General features: G+C 68.7%; 9 protein-coding genes. All 9 read right to left on the reverse strand.

Annotated elements, in window-relative coordinates; translation table 11 throughout:
* Positions 1-15: 15 nt before the first annotated feature.
* A complete protein-coding gene (gene fxsT, locus ACIBJH_RS00285) occupies positions 16-3,414 on the reverse strand; it encodes an FxSxx-COOH system tetratricopeptide repeat protein (protein WP_399114639.1) in 3,399 nt (1,132 codons plus the stop codon).
* The gene (locus ACIBJH_RS00290) at positions 3,408-4,730 is read right to left on the reverse strand and encodes a CHAT domain-containing protein (protein WP_399114640.1); all 1,323 of its coding nucleotides are present in this window, start codon (positions 4,728-4,730) and stop codon (positions 3,408-3,410) included. The genes fxsT (ACIBJH_RS00285) and ACIBJH_RS00290 overlap by 7 nt, the downstream gene beginning before the upstream one ends.
* Entirely contained in the window at positions 4,720-6,615 is a 1,896-nt protein-coding gene (locus ACIBJH_RS00295) for a magnesium chelatase (RefSeq protein ID WP_399114641.1), read from the reverse strand. The genes ACIBJH_RS00290 and ACIBJH_RS00295 overlap by 11 nt, the downstream gene beginning before the upstream one ends.
* Before the next feature lie 8 nt (positions 6,616-6,623).
* On the reverse strand, positions 6,624-7,568 hold the full coding sequence (locus tag ACIBJH_RS00300; protein ID WP_399114642.1) for an AAA family ATPase: 945 nt from the start codon (positions 7,566-7,568) through the stop codon (positions 6,624-6,626).
* A complete protein-coding gene (locus ACIBJH_RS00305) occupies positions 7,565-7,924 on the reverse strand; it encodes a CU044_2847 family protein (protein ID WP_399114643.1) in 360 nt (119 codons plus the stop codon). Before ACIBJH_RS00305 ends, ACIBJH_RS00300 begins: the two co-directional genes overlap by 4 nt.
* A 158-nt stretch (positions 7,925-8,082) precedes the next feature.
* Positions 8,083-11,079, reverse strand: a complete 2,997-nt coding sequence (fxsT, locus tag ACIBJH_RS00310) for an FxSxx-COOH system tetratricopeptide repeat protein (RefSeq protein ID WP_399114644.1) — start codon at positions 11,077-11,079, stop codon at positions 8,083-8,085.
* Positions 11,080-11,275: 196 nt separating this feature from the next.
* Positions 11,276-12,766: an aKG-HExxH-type peptide beta-hydroxylase gene (locus tag ACIBJH_RS00315; protein WP_399114645.1), complete on the reverse strand. Its 1,491-nt coding sequence runs from the start codon at positions 12,764-12,766 to the stop codon at positions 11,276-11,278.
* Positions 12,763-13,974, reverse strand: a complete 1,212-nt coding sequence (locus ACIBJH_RS00320; RefSeq protein WP_399114646.1) for an FxsB family cyclophane-forming radical SAM/SPASM peptide maturase — start codon at positions 13,972-13,974, stop codon at positions 12,763-12,765. The genes ACIBJH_RS00315 and ACIBJH_RS00320 overlap by 4 nt, the downstream gene beginning before the upstream one ends.
* Positions 13,975-14,146: 172 nt before the next feature.
* Positions 14,147-14,455, reverse strand: a complete 309-nt coding sequence (fxsA, locus tag ACIBJH_RS00325; protein ID WP_399114647.1) for an FxSxx-COOH cyclophane-containing RiPP peptide — start codon at positions 14,453-14,455, stop codon at positions 14,147-14,149.
* Positions 14,456-14,520: the final 65 nt, after the last annotated feature.

Raw genomic sequence — 14,520 nt, forward strand, 5'->3', positions numbered from 1 at the left:
GGTTTCCGTCCCACCTCAGGTGCTCTGCGGTTCGAAATTCCAGTGAGAGTGGCTGTGCGCACCATCGAGGGCCGCCTGTGCCATGCGCGTGAGCGGGTGGTCGGCACCGAGGCTCGCGGTTGCCCGGGCCACCGTCTCCCGGCCGAGTCCGGTGGACACGGCCGAGCGATCCGGGTTGCCGGCTACGACGTTCACCGCGCAGCCGAGTGCCCAGGGATGCGTCTGACCAACGGCCCGGGTCATGTCGGCGAGTGACCGTTCCCCTAGGGCGTGGGCCTGCCTGTGCTCGCCCACCCTGCGGAGGATGAGAGCGTGGTTGGCCCGGGCTCCGGCCGCGTAGGGATGGTCGGGACCGAGCAGGGTCTCGTACCTGTCGACGATGGACTCGCTGAGGCGTCGGGCGTGGTCGACGTCGCCGTGCTCACGTTCGTGGCAGCAGTGGGCGACCGCGAACATCAGGGTGAAGGGAGCGTCCCTGCCGCTGAGCCGTTCGCTCCTGTCCAGCACCGCGGTGAAACGCGCTCCCGCGCTCTCGACGTCGCCAGTGCGGTACTGGCACTGCGCCAGGTTGTAGAACGCTTGCAGGGTCTGAGGGTGACCATCGCCCATGATCTGCTGGTGCCGGGCCGCGTTCTCGCTCTGCAGGCGCTCGGCCTCTGCGTAGCGACCCAGGAGTCGCAGGTCGGTCGCACATTGGAGTTCCGAGTAGAGAGTCCTGTAGTGGTTGGAACCCAGAACCTGCTCACGGTCCCGCAGCACTTCCCGGCCCATGTCAGCGGTCTCGCCGTAGCGGCCGAGCAGCCTCAGCGAGACGGCCACGTTGTTCCTGGCGTTCAGAGTGTCCAGATGCAGTTCGCCAAGAAGCTCGCGGTAGCCCTCCCGCACCTTCTCCGACAGATCAAGTGCTTCCTCGTAACCGCCCAACGCGCGCAGGTCCGCAGCGAGACTCCCGACGGCACGCAGATACCGGAGGTCCCTCGCCCCGCCCACGGAGCGGAACTGCTCCATGGCCGCCCGGTTCACCATCTCACTGCGCCGGTAATCACCCACGGCGCGCAGCAGGTTGGCGTAATGATGGCCGAGGTCCCAGAGCAAGTCCGGGTGCTCGTCCTGGAGTTGCTCCCAGGCCGACATGGCCTGCTCGGCCAACCGGATGCCCGTCTCGTACTCGCCCGAAAGGTACAGATATCGCAGGCAGTTGAGGACCAGTTGGTGTGCCGCGGAAGCATCGCGAGACAGAACGTCCGCGTACTCCAGGTTCGGGACGAACTCGGCGTACCGCAGCCACGCACTCGCGTTCCCCGGGGTACCCGGATCGGCCGCGCCGAGTGTTCGCCAGGCCACATCGGCGAGTTCCTGGTGTTCCTCGGAGGGCATGCCGTCACGGACGGTCTGATGCACCATCCGGTGCATGGACAGGACTTCGTTCGACGGGTCCTGCGCCGAGTGCTCGACCCTGACCACCGAGTACGTCCGGAGTTGCGCGACGGCATCGTTCCAGCGGTCCGTGTCCGTGAGCAGCCGGACCACGGCGGGTGGCAGGCCGTCGACCGGCGTCTCCCGCAGCAGCCGCAGGGGTACGGCGTCGGGTGCGAAGAACGTGCACAACCGCAGCAGCAGTACGGAGTCCGGGCAGGCCGCGCGGAGCCTTCCCAGCAGGATGGCCCAGGCCGCCCGGAAGGTCCTCGGGAAGTCCTGGGAGACCGCGACCCTGGTGTCCACGGAGAAGTCCCTGGCCAGGAGTTCCAGGTACTCCGCCACCGACATGCCGGACTCGTCCAGCCAGCCGGCCGTCTGGTCGAGAGCCAGCGGGAGGTCGGCAAGCGCCTCCGCCAGCCGACGGGCATCGTCATCGGTCAGCCGAGGCGCGCGGTGGCGGATGAAGTCCACCGACTCGGCGCGGTCGTAGGCGGGCACCTGCACCAACGTGCTGCGGTGCGCACTCCACTCCTGGTTGCAGGACGTGATCAGCACATGGCCCGGTCCGGTCGGTACCAGGTCCTGGATCTGCTCCGGGTCGTCCGCGCCGTCCAAGATGATCAGCCAGCGCGGATAGGGGTCCCCTGTGCGCAGCGCCTCGCGGACCGCGCGCAGGCGCTCGCCGTAGTCGGACCCGGTCGGCAGCCCGAGTGCAGGTGCCAGGTCGGCGAGTCCCTGCCGGAAGGCGGCGCGGTTGCCCGCGTTGATCCACCAGACGACGTGGTATCCGTACGCGAAGCGGTAGGCGTACTCGGCTGCCAGCTGTGTCTTGCCGACTCCGGACAGGCCGCACAGAGTGACCCGACTCTCGCGCTGGATCCGTTCGTAGGCCGTGTTGAGCAGGGGGACACGACCGGTGAACCGCTCGTTGCGTTCCGGGATCCTGCCCCACACGCGGAGGGTGTGGACCGGGAAGGGCGGGTCGTCGTCGGGATCGGTGGTGGTTCCCGGGTCGGGATCGGCGGGCAGCGCGAGCCGGTTCAGCAGTCGGCGTTCGGCCTCGTCGGTGCTCACATCGTGCAGGCTGACGGCATCGAAGACCGCGGACGACGGGACCGAGGGGGCCACCGCCACCGTGGCGATCCGCTCCGCCTCGGGCACGAGAACCTCGCCCAGCGCCGAGTGCCACTCCGCATCGGTGTGCGCCCCGGACCGGAGGTACTGGTCACTCAGAAGCAGGAGGACGGGGCCGGGGGCCAGCAGCAGGTCACGCAGTGACTCCTCCAGGGAGGCGTCCGGCGGCGGGTCCCAGCGCTGGAGCACGACACGGTGACCGCGCCGTTCGAGGCGGTGTCCGATCCAGTTGGCCCAGCTCTGGTCGAAGGGGGTGAAGCTGATGGTGATGGTCTGCCGTCCGACGCGCAGCGGCCGTTGTTCCGGGCCCGGCGATATGTCTCCGCCGGGTGGCGCCCCCGAGAGGACAGTGACAGCGTGCTTGCCACCGGGTCGGTCCTGAACCCACGGAACGTCTGCGGATCGCTCCGGCGCCCGGGCGAGGGAGGCCCGTTCCCGCGCCACCTCGGCCAGTCGTGCCGCGGGTGCCCGCCCCGGAGCGCGCTCCCTGACCTCGGAGCGCAGTTCGGCCTTGCGGACGGGCACGCCCCACTGGTTGCTGACGGTGAGCCAGAGTGCGCCGTGGCCGGTGGCCCGGCCGGTCGACACCCTGAAGTACGCGGGGCCGTACGTGCCGCCGAACCGGTGGAGGACGACACTCGGTTCGTCCAGCGCGGTGCACACGAAGTACGGGGAGCCGTCGAGTGCGACGGTGAAGGTGAACTCCTCCTCCGGGTAAGGCCAGTTGGGTACGGCGTCCGGCGTCTCCGGGAGCGGGCCGCGCAGATCTACGGTGACAAGGTAGTCGCACTCCGTCTCGGCCACCTGCGGCCAGGCCACGACCGGTTCGATCAGCAGCGGGTGCTCGTCGAGGTTCACCATGGGCCCCCTCCCCAGGCAGTGTGCCCATTGCCGGCGACGAGCCGCAGTGTGGTGAGCGGATGCCCGTAGTAGTGGAACATGAACGCATAAAGCAGCCGTAGGACTCGCTTCTGCCCGACTTTGTCGACCTGCCCGTCATCGTTGCGCGTCGTCGGGATCGCCGCCAGGGTGCCGAAGTCCTCGACCGCGCGGGCCCGGAAGTCCCGCAGGGTCTCCGTGACGGGACGGTCGGGGTGCGCGGCGACCTCGTGCAACAGGCGGCGGACCATCCCCCGGGCCTCCTGGTCGCCGACCTCCCCTGCGGTGACGATGCAGCCGCCCGCGCCCTTCCGCAGGAAGAGTTCGGCGAAACCGCGCAGCGCGGCCTCGCCCTGGACCCAGTTGTGGACGAAGCGGCCCGAGTGGCAGGCGTTGAGACAGACGAGCGCGCGGTCCTGGCGCAGCACGTGCATGTCCCTGGTGTTGAACTCCGCCCACGTCCGGTCGCCGAGCGTGAGCCGCATGACGGCCTCGCCGTACGTGCCGTGGCAGCCCATGTAGACCAGGCCGGTTCGTTCGTCGGGCAGCGGGAGGTCGAGGGCTTGCAGGAACGGCGTCATCATGTCGTGCACCTGATGCGCGTAGGGGACGAAGACCCCGCCGTCTGCGGTCATGTCCTCGTGCAGATAGGCGAGGACCCGGCCGTGGCAGTCGCCCGTGTGCCGGGGCAGGTTCTCGTCCACACCGTGCACGGTGGTCCAGCGGGCCAGGACGAGCAGGGCTCCCAGCAGTCCGCCGGGCAGACCGTGCCGTTCGTCGGGGGGCACCCAGAACAACTCCCAGGGCAGTTCGAACCCGGTGTCGTCCCACACGATGAGGCGCAGGCGATCGCCGTGCCGTTCGCGGATGCGGTTGATCCAGTCGGCGAGTTCGGTCTGGTTTCCGGACCAGAGCTGGATCCCCCGCAGTGTCTCCGAGGGGAACTCGCCGGTCTGCCGGATGGTGGCGAGAGAGACGCCGGGTGCCACGAGCCGGGTCGGTCCGGTCCGGCAGGTCACCGTGAACTCGCCGCACCAGCCCTGGAGTTGGTATCCGTCCTGGCTGTCGTAGCCCGCGGTGCGGATGACCCGGAGGACCGCGTAGCCGTCCTCCAGACGTTCGTAGGGCCGGGCCTGGCCACTGCCGGTTCCCGAGGGCGGGCCGGACGGGCGGCGGAACTGCAGGACGGCCGCGGGCTCACGCCTCGCCGCCGCCTGCAGGCCGGGGAACGCGGCCCGCCGTATCGCGGTCCCCGTGCCTGTCAGCCAGCGCGCGGCGCGCGGCGGCTCACCGCTCACCGGCACCTCCTTCCTCGTGTGCCGGGGCGAGCACCGTTCCGCCCAGTGCGTCCGCCAGCGAGAACGGCAGGTCCCCGTACGGCTCCCGCCGCGCGTCGATGACGGCGACGCGCAGCCTCGTCCGGTCCATGGCACCGGCGCCGGCGGCTGCCCTCAACGCGTCCTCCACGCCCTCCGCTCCCACCGGGCCCGTCAGCCGTCCGGTGCGGCTGACGTGCAGGGGGACGTTGCCCCTGCCGTCGGTGACCACCACGAGCCAGGCCTCGGCGAGACTGCTGTCGTGCTGCCGGAAGGACCGGCGCAGTGCCTGCAGCGCCTGCTCGACGCCGTGCGCGAGTGGGCTGGCCCGGCCCGGCGACCTTTGCAGGGCCGGCACGATCCTCGGGTCGAGAACGCTGCGGGCGGCGAAGGACTCCGCCCGCAGTTCGTCGTCGGCCTCCGCACTGCCCACCTCGACGACCTGGACCGCGGCGCGCCTGGTGTACGCCCAGTCCAGGAACGGGGTGAGGGTGCCCCGCCAGTCCCAGTCGTCGGCCCGGCAGGTGTGGTCGAGGAGCAGGACGAGCAGGTGCTCGGGCGAGCCGGAACGTATGTGACTGTGCAGGTCGACGGGCGAGACCGTGAACCTTTCCGTACGACGGATGCGCTGGTGCACGGCCGCCTCCCGGACGGTGCGCACATGGGCGAGGTCGCTCAGATCCGTGGCCCGCCGGCTGCCGATCACCACTCCGCGGAGCGATGCCGACCCCGCCGTACGCTGCCAGGGGCTGCGCAGTGGCGCGAACTCCCGCAACTCGTCGGCCTCGTCCTCGGGGTAGGGGGTGGCGAGGACGGCCTGGGTACCCCCGCGCCCCGCCCCGACGCCCTCGGCGGGTTCGGACTCCAGCAGCGGCTGACCGCTCTCCGGATGATGGCGCTCGTCCTGTTCGGTCCGCCGTCGTTCTCCGGGGTCGCCCTGCGGTCGCCGGCCCGGCCGTGGCGGCGGATGCTCCGGGCCCGGTACGTCCCCGGTCGACTCCTCGGGCACTTCCGCCACGGCCAACCCCATGAGCCGGGCCGCCGCATCGCAGTGCCCGGCGGTCGCCACCCGCTCTCCGTCGAGCGTGGCCAGGGCACGGGCGAGCCTGGCCAGGGAGAGTTCCCTGCGGATGTTCCCCTCCGGCCCGAGCAACTCGTGTACGCGGCCCAGGGCATCGTCGCCGACCGCGGCGGTCGGCACCGGAGCCGACTGGGCGGCTCGGGCGGCCTCCAGCCAGCCGGGGGGAAGTGCCGCGAGCAGCCGGCCGGGGTCCGCCGGCAGCCGCAGTCCGGAGACCGGCAGTCTGATGGCGAACCGATCGAGCAGATGGCCGGCGGGTCGCCCCGCGTCGACAGAACGGCACAGCGCCAGCCAGCGGGCCCGTGGCCTGGCACTGCGGCGCAGTCCCGCGTATTCGACGACTGCGACCTCGGCCCCCAGTAACTGGACGGCTGCCCGCATCCCGGCCACGCTCAGCCGGGTCAGGTCCGGAACGGCGACCACCGGTGGCGGCCCGGCACGACCGTCCGCCTCGATCAGCGGGCCGGGCTCCATCCGGAACGAGATGCCGTCGGGTTCCTGGAAGAGCACGGGCCGCGTCCACAGGTCCTCGTCCCGGCTGGTGGCCCCCAGCATGACGGCGGGATGCGCCGGCTGCCGGGCACCGCCGAGTATCTGCCCGAAGAGCCGCGTCACCGGGTCGAGCAGCTGGGGTTCCAGGTCGAACAGCAGCACACCGCTCAGCGCCGGGTCGACGGCGGAGCAGACCAGGGCATGGCACAGCCTCATGGCGAGCTCGTCGGGCTCCGGCTGTGCCGGAGTGTTCTGAGCGGGCGCGTCGGTCCTGTTCGGCGGCTCGTCGGACATGACTGCCCTCAGGCCGCGTCGAAGAGGTCCTTGACGCGGGACTCGTCCTCGGGCCCCCATTCGAATGTGCCGCCATGGGCGGTCTCCGGCCGCCGGTGCCGAAAGGCCATGGGCAGTACCCGGAACAGATGACTCGGCCCCACCGCGTCCGCCTCCTCCAACGCGGCCAGCGCGCGGGCCGCGAGGGTCGCCACGATCTCGCCGCGCTGGCCGACGGCGGCGACGCGTTCGGCGGCCTGAGCGCACAACCGCACCATCTCGTCGGGGACTTGCGTGCCGGACACCCGCGCCCTCGCCCTCTCCAGCCGGTCCCGCCGCACACTGTCGTCCCGTTCCGCCTCGTCCCGCCAGGCGGATTCCTTCCGGGTCAGCTCCTCCTCGAAGTCGAGCACGGTCCGGATCGTCCTGTGGCGCGCGTCCGTGTCCAGCTGACTCGCGGCGACCATGAGCCCGAACCGGTCGAGCAACTGCGGCCGCAGACCGCCCTCTTCGGGATTCATCGTGCCCACCAGCCCGAAGGACAGCTGCTTGGCGGTGGCCAGCCCTTCCCGCTGCACGGACAGCACCCCCGTCGAGACGACGTCGAGAATGATGTTGACGAGGTGGTCGTCGAGCAGATTCACCTCGTCGATGTAGAGCAGTCCCTTCTCCGCGGCCTCTTCCAGCAACCCAGGCTGCGGACGGGCCTCACCCCGCATGAGCGCGTCCAACTCCCAACCGCCGACGACCCGGTCGTCGGTCGCGTTGATGGGGAGCGTGACCGGCAGTTCCTCATGCACCATGAGCGCGAAGGCCCGTACGAGGGTCGACTTGGCCGTCCCGCGCGCTCCGGCCATGAGCACACCACCGATGTGGGGTGAGACGTAGTTGAGTTCCAGCGCCAGCTTGAGATCGTCCTGCCCCACGACACGGCTGTACGGCAGGATGTGCACGCCCTCAGTTCCACGGCTCACGAGTCGGCTCCCCCTCCGCTGACCGGTAACACCACGCTGGGGGCGCTGTCCGTCCGCCACCTGAAGGTGACCTGGAGCTGCGCCTCGGCCCCGCTCCTGACCAGCGCCACGACACCTGCGTCCACTTTGATCGCCAACTGCAACTCGATCTCGTCCGGCCGCAGTTCGTCCGCCATCTCCCCGAACCGCCGCACGGCCTGCGCGGCACACCGCCGGGCCAGGTCGAGGCCTTCGGTGTAGGCGTCCTGGGCGACTTGGACTACTCGGCGGGCGGAGCCGTCTCTGGTTTTTTCGTCGGCGTAGATGGCGGCGAGGCCGTCAAGAACGTCAGGGTTGCCCTCGGCTTCGACTTCCACAGGGATGGGGCCGTCTGCGCCCAAAGGAACAGGCCCCACTAGAATCACCACACGTCCCCCCGGTCCAACTTCAGTGTTGTGTGCGGTTGTTGACAGGGATTCTGCTCATTCCCCGGGGCGTGATCAGGTATGCACCGGAGAGGGTTCGACCGGCTGTGTTAGACCACCAGCGGCTCGAAGTCCCAGTAAGGGCGCTTCCGGGAACGGGCCGCTACCGTGTGAACATGCTGGGATCCGAGGGTTCCCGACAGATCCGACAGCGCTTCCTGTTCGATTTTTTCAGCCTCTTGACGGTTCCTCAGATCGCGGAGATCGGCTGCGAGAGCAATACGGGCCGACAAGGTCAGCGGATGAGTACGGCCCAACACTTCGGCCGCCCGCGAGACCGTCGTCCTACTCAACTCAGCGGCCGACTCCGGGTCGCCGGACAGGTTGCGGATGAATGAGGCGTTGATGGCACAGCCCAAGGTCCAGGGGTGGCTCTCCCCCACCGCCGTGGTCATGTCGGCCAGGGCTCGCTCGGCGACAGCGTAAGCCTGGTCCAGTTCTCCGACGTTGCAGAGGATCAGGGAGTGGTTGGACCGGCATCCCGCAATGAACGGATGCCCTTCCGAATGCGCCAACTCATAGCGCGCCAGGACGGATTCGCTGACCTCGCGCGCCTTGTCGATGTCACCGTGTTCACGGGCGAAACAGCTCTGACTTACGGCAAATACCAACGTCCATGGGGATGCTTCACCCAACACTCGCTCCCCGCGCTCCAACACCCCGGCAAGCAACCGTCCCGCTTGGCCACGGTCACCACCTCGATACAGGCACAACGCAAGATAGTGCTCTCCCAGCAGCGTCAGAGCCCCGTCATCGCCCAGAACCCTGCGCAATTCGCGCAGATTGTCCCTCTGAATGGATTCGGCTTCCGTGTATCGACCCAAAAGGCGCAGATCGATAGCATAGCTGATTCCCGACCAAATCGTTTCCGTATGCGCTGCTCGAAGGACTTCACGACGCAGTTCCAGAGTTCTCCGATTCATCTCCAAGGCTTCTTCATAGCGGCCAAGAAGCCTCAGCGAAACCGCCAGATTGTTCTGCGCACTCAGCGTTTGACGATCCGATTCGCCAAGAAGGTCACGCCAGGCCGGGACAAGCCACTCCGAGAGCTCCAGCGCTTCTTGGTAGCGAGCAAGACCTCGCAGGTCGGCGGCGATACCGTTGATCGCACGTACGTACTCCAGCCCGTGGGCCCTGTTTTGACTTTTGAGCGTTTCGACAACCGAACGTCCCACCGCCTCAGCATTCTGGTAGTCGCCTACCGCTCGAAGCAGGTTGGCATAGTGATGGGCCAGCTCCCAGAAGCGAGGGTGTCCCTCACCCAGCAACTCCCGCCAGGCATCCATGGCACGCTCGCCGAGTTTGAGGCCTGCTGTGTACTCACCCGAGCTGTACATGTACCGGAGGCAGTTCAGGACAAGCTGTTGGACCTGGCGAGCTTCGCTCGTGAGCACATCCGCGTACTTGAGGTGCGGCACGATCTCCGCGTACTTGTCCCACAGCCGGGTGTCGTCGGGGCGCCCGGGATCGGCCGCCACCAGAGCCCGTCGCACCAAGTCGATGAAGATGCGACTGTCCTCATCGGAAATTCCCTGATGCACGATCTGATGCACCATCCTGTGCAGGTAGAGGGACTGGCCGGCGGAGGCATCCTCGTCAGCGACCGTCTCGTGGGATTCCAGGCGAACCACCGAATACTGGCGCAACTGGTCGATCGCTCTGGTCCACAGCGCGGGATCACCAATCAGCCCGGCGAACCTCTCTGGAATCTCCTCCATCGACAGTGCCCTGAGGAATCCCACAGGAATGAAGCCTGGTGCGAAAAACGTGCACAGCCGCAGCAGGTCAACGGACTCAGGCACGGTCTGCCTCAGTTTTGTCAGCAGAATCGCCCAGGCCCGCTGGAAAGGCCCCGGGATGTCTCCTGGAACAGCCAAGCCGCTCTCGAACTGCTCGATGTAGTCCGGCACGGACAAGTCCGAGTCGTTCAGCCAGCCGGCCGTCTGGTCCAGCAGCAACGGCAGGTCTTCCAGCGCCTCCGCGAGCTGATTGGCATCAGCATCCGTCAGCCGCGAGGCCCTGCGACGGATGAAGGCCACCGATTCGTCGCGAAGATAGACCGGCACCTCCATCAACTGGCTGTTGTGCTCGCGCCACCCCTGGTTCCGTGAGGTGATCAGGACGTGACCGGGACCGGTGGGTACGACATTCGAGATCTGACCCGGCTCGTCCGCGCCGTCCAGAACCAACAACCAGCGGCTATGAGGTTGACCCCGACGCAGAGCGTCTCTCACGGCACGCAGTCGCTCGCCGTAGTCGGCGCCCGTCGACAGGCCGAGCCTGGGGGCGAGTTCCGCGAGGCGCCGCCGATAGGCCGTCAACGACTCGGCGTTGACCCACCACACCACGTCGTATTCAGGCCCGAAGCGGTAGACGTACTCGGCCGCAAGTTGGGTCTTGCCCACCCCCGGCATGCCGTAGAAGGCCAACACTCCCGCGCCCGGCTCGGCATCCTGCAAGAGGTGGTAGGCGTCGTTCAGCAGCGGCTCACGTCCCGTGAAACGCGTGTTGCGGCGCGGCACCCCGCCCCAGACCTCGGGCATCACAGCCGGAAAGCGCGGACCGCGCCGCGCACCGTCAGCGGACTCCAGCAACGGCTCGCCGAGCATGTCGAGCCGGTCAAGCAGACGCCGTTCGGCCTCGTCCACACCCACGTTGCTCAGGTCCGTCGCGGCGAGGACGGCGGTGGCGGTCGGCATCGGGTCACTGCTGACGGACACCGCCGCGAACTTCGCCGCATCGGGAGCCACCACCTGCCGCAGTGCGGCGTTCCACTCCTCGTAGGTACGTGGCCCCAGTTGGAAGTACCACTTGCTGACGACGATCAGAATCCGCCCGTCAGCGAGCTTCAGGGACTCCAGGAGATCGACGAGCGGAATCTCCGGCGGAGCATCCCACCGCGCGAACACGACACGGTGGCCTCGGCGCTCCAACCGGTCCCCGATCCACGCGGCCCAAGCCCTGTTGAATCCGGCGAAGCTGATCGTGACGGTCTGTTTGACCGCACGCCCGCCGACCGGTCCAACTGGCATGCGAGTCCCAGACATGTCGCGACCTCCCCCGTCGGGCACTCGGTACCCGTGCGTGAGTGTAGAGGCGGGCATGGAAGTGGAACAGGGCGCTTTCGGCACCAGTGGAGTCGTGCGGTGCTCGCGCGGCTCCACAGCGTTCTCGTCCATCCCCGTCGTTCTTAGTGATCTTCCATGCGGCGGAACGAGCGTCCTGCCGCCGGGACACGCCGCGTCACCCGCTTACCGAGGCCCAGGGCGTACTCCCGTTCCATCTCTTACGCGCCAGATCGACATACGTCTCGGCTTCCTCACGCGCTTCCTTCGGGGGTGGATTTGCATCCATTCGCGTGCACTCCTCCATGAGCATGTCGACCAGGAGGCGCCCTGCGGGAGTGAGAGCGTCGGAAGCGTCGATCGAGGAAAGCGCGGCTCTCACCTGCTCCCGATGGCGCGCGTGCCTCAGCCACGCCGAGTGTCTCTGCGCGGGCGCGACGGTGGACGCCAGGGCACAGCACTGGAAGAAGTCCGCAAGCGCCAAGTGGCTGTACAGCCCGTGCAACAACGCGTCATACGGCCTCGGGTCAGGCCTCCAAGGCGCGAAGTACCGTTCCTCCGGGCCCGCGCGGTGCAACTCCACCAGCTCGCTGAGCGCCGCGAACTTGGCGTGCTGGATCTCGTGCACGAGGGTCGTCGCGAAAGCAGCAGGAGTGGGCGGGGTACTGCTGAGAACCGCACCGAAGGCCTCCCTACGAGTCCCACTGCAGCTACCGATACCGTCGGGGGGCGAATTCAAGGACATTGGCGAGGCAAGAGCGGCAGGAACAACCAGCGGCACCAGACACCGCAACAGGGCGGCGACCTCCATCAGCCGATGCTCACCCCCGAGCCGCAACAGGGATGCCGTCCCCTCCCACGAGCGCAACCACCGCGCCCGCTCCGCCGCGTCGACGACCGCCGGACCGCTCAGATCACGGTGCCGAAGCTCACGATTCGCAGTTCGGTAGGGATCGATGTCATCGAGCGGCACCGGGTCGACCCCGGGCAACAAACCGGGCAGGGTGCGTGTCGCCGTCCAGGCGAGCGCATCTGACCACATCGTGGTGCCCTCGCATCCCCAACGGACGACGACATCCGCCGCCCCGGCCTGACGAAAGGTCATCACCCCTGTCCGGAAAGCGAGTTCAACGGGCACGTCCCCCGAAGCAACCGTCCGCAACGCCCCCAAAGACGGGAGCACCAGTACCCCGTCCCGCGCCATGAGCCGCACCGCGAACGGCTCCCCGCCCCGAACCGCCGCAGCAGCGGCAATGGCGCTGAAATGGGCCAGGCCACGCGCCAGTTCCTCACGCGCCGTGCGCGCACCGTCCACCACCGCACCGTCCAACAAACGCAGGCAGCTCTGCGCCCAGGGCCCGACCAACGGATACAGAAGTCGGTCCAGCGCGGCCGATCCCCGGATGCCCGCCCCCGACCAGGTCTCCGCGCCACCCCCCGCTCCCGTCCCGTCCGCAGCCTCCAACAAGGCCCAGTCCTCCCGCAGCCGGTCCCGGACCGGCAATGGGCAGACCGCGACATCGGCAGCCTCGACGGCATCCAGTACGGCGCGCAGCAGAAGCAGCCGCCGAGTGTGCTGATCCCGGACGAGCAGTGCGAGCGTGTCGGGGCCGCCCGCCGTACGGCCCAGTTCTCGCAGGGCTGCCTCGGGGAGCGCCGATGGGATCACGAGGGATCTCCTCGGGTGACAGGAGTTCCGGCTCGGGCCGTTTGGGGCCCGGTCGCCGCCCCGGCAAGCCGCCCGGCGACATGGCGGATGAAGCGCTGCAGATCGGCGCAGTACACCGAGGGGTTGGCGAAGCCCTGCCCAGCCCGATACCGGTGGGCATAGTGCCCACCCCCGCAGACCGCCAGCAACGGACACACCCGGCACCCCGCCCCCAGCGCAGCAGCACCAGCCTGCCGCGCAACAACACCTGGATGGCCAAGCGCGTCGTCAAAACTGTTCCGAAAGACGTCCAGTCCAGTACAAGCGGCCCCATCGAACGCCGACTTGAGCGAATCGATCTGTTCGATCGAACCGTCTGTCTCCACCACGACCGCGTCGAAAGGGGCAAGCCCCAACGACTCCGTACTCGCGCGCAGTCCCAGCATCAACGCGATGCACTCCTCGAAGAGCCGCACCTTCGTCTCCTTGCGTTCCGCTCCCCACCAGCGGTCGAAGACAGCACACAACCAGTCCCCGTAGGGGGTCGTGATCCGATCCGCCGGATTCGGCCCGAGGTGGGGCGGCGGAGCCGACCAGTTCCCGTGCGGCAGCAGAAGATCAATCGCCGGCGGGCGCAACGCAAGCAGGGATTCGTACAGCTCAACCGGGTCGGTCGCTGGATCCACCACCGCCAGGATTCCCGCGTACGACTCCGGGCATCGCTCGGCGAGCAGCCGCGCACCGCGCACCGCCCCAGGCCATGACGGCCGTCCGGCGCGATCGACGCGCCGCGTGTTGTGCGCGGCGAGACCCCCGTCGAGGCTGAGCCCGATACGGATGCCGTGCTGGGCGAGTGCGTCGACACGGCGGGCGGTCAGGAGCGTGCCGTTGGTCTGGACTGTGGGGTGGACGGTGCACCGTCCGGGCACCTCGGCCCGCACCCGCTCGGTGAAGTGGGCGAGCCGCTCCACACCCGCGAGCAGCGGCTCGCCGCCGTGCAGGACGAGGGAGAGCGCGCTCAGCCGGTGTTGCACGGCGTGCTCGGCGATACGGGACGCGGTGCGGTCGAGCACCTCCGGCGAGGTTGCGGCGGGGCGGTCGCGCCAGGTCTGGTCGGGGCCTTCGTAGAGATAGCAGTACCGGCAGGAAAGGTTGCACCGGCCATGGACTTTCACCACGAACTGCCGGAAGGGGAAAGGAGCCCGTGCCAAAGTCACGTGTTCAGACACTCAGGCCCCCCATTGCCGTGGCACAAGCCGCCCGAGACGCCTTTCCCGGCGCCTTCCCCCGCATAACCCGGCCCCTTCGAAGGTGTCCGATTCGGCCGGTGGATCGGCCGGAACCCGGTATCGGGCTGGCCTGGCTCCGGACCACCGCCCGCTTCCACTCCCAACTCACCGCTCAGAAAGCGTTGTTGAATCCCCACAACATCTCGTCCGGACCCGTCGCTCGCTCCCGGAGGTCCGCCAGCACCTCGGCCAGGATCGGGTGCTGCACAGTCCTCAGCTCCGCAAGCCCCATTGCCAGAAGGTCCGGCAGCTCCGTCAGCTCCGCGTCCCGCGGGTGCCCCGGAGACGGCTCCTCACCATCCGGCGTGCTGTCCGCTGACTCCGCCATCACCTGCCCCCTCACCTCGTCGCCTGCGTCCCCGCTCGGCAGCCCTTGCCGGTGCGCACCCCGGTCCCGCCGTCCCCTCCTCGCATAGGGCATACCCCGGCAACGGCCTGCCTGCGCGCCGGAAACGGCGGGGCCGTCGGCCGCTGGGCCGATCCCAC

Origin of the sequence: Streptomyces sp. NPDC050548 (assembly GCF_044457385.1) — a bacterium.
GTDB lineage: Bacteria > Actinomycetota > Actinomycetes > Streptomycetales > Streptomycetaceae > Streptomyces.

Coding starts and splice junctions, on each gene's coding strand:
- fxsT (WP_399114639.1), bottom strand. CDS start 3,414: ATGGTGAACCTCGACGAGCACCCGCTGCTGATCGAACCGGTCGTGGCC.
- ACIBJH_RS00295 (WP_399114641.1), bottom strand. CDS start 6,615: ATGTCCGACGAGCCGCCGAACAGGACCGACGCGCCCGCTCAGAACACT.
- fxsT (WP_399114644.1), bottom strand. CDS start 11,079: ATGTCTGGGACTCGCATGCCAGTTGGACCGGTCGGCGGGCGTGCGGTC.
- fxsA (WP_399114647.1), bottom strand. CDS start 14,455: ATGCCCTATGCGAGGAGGGGACGGCGGGACCGGGGTGCGCACCGGCAA.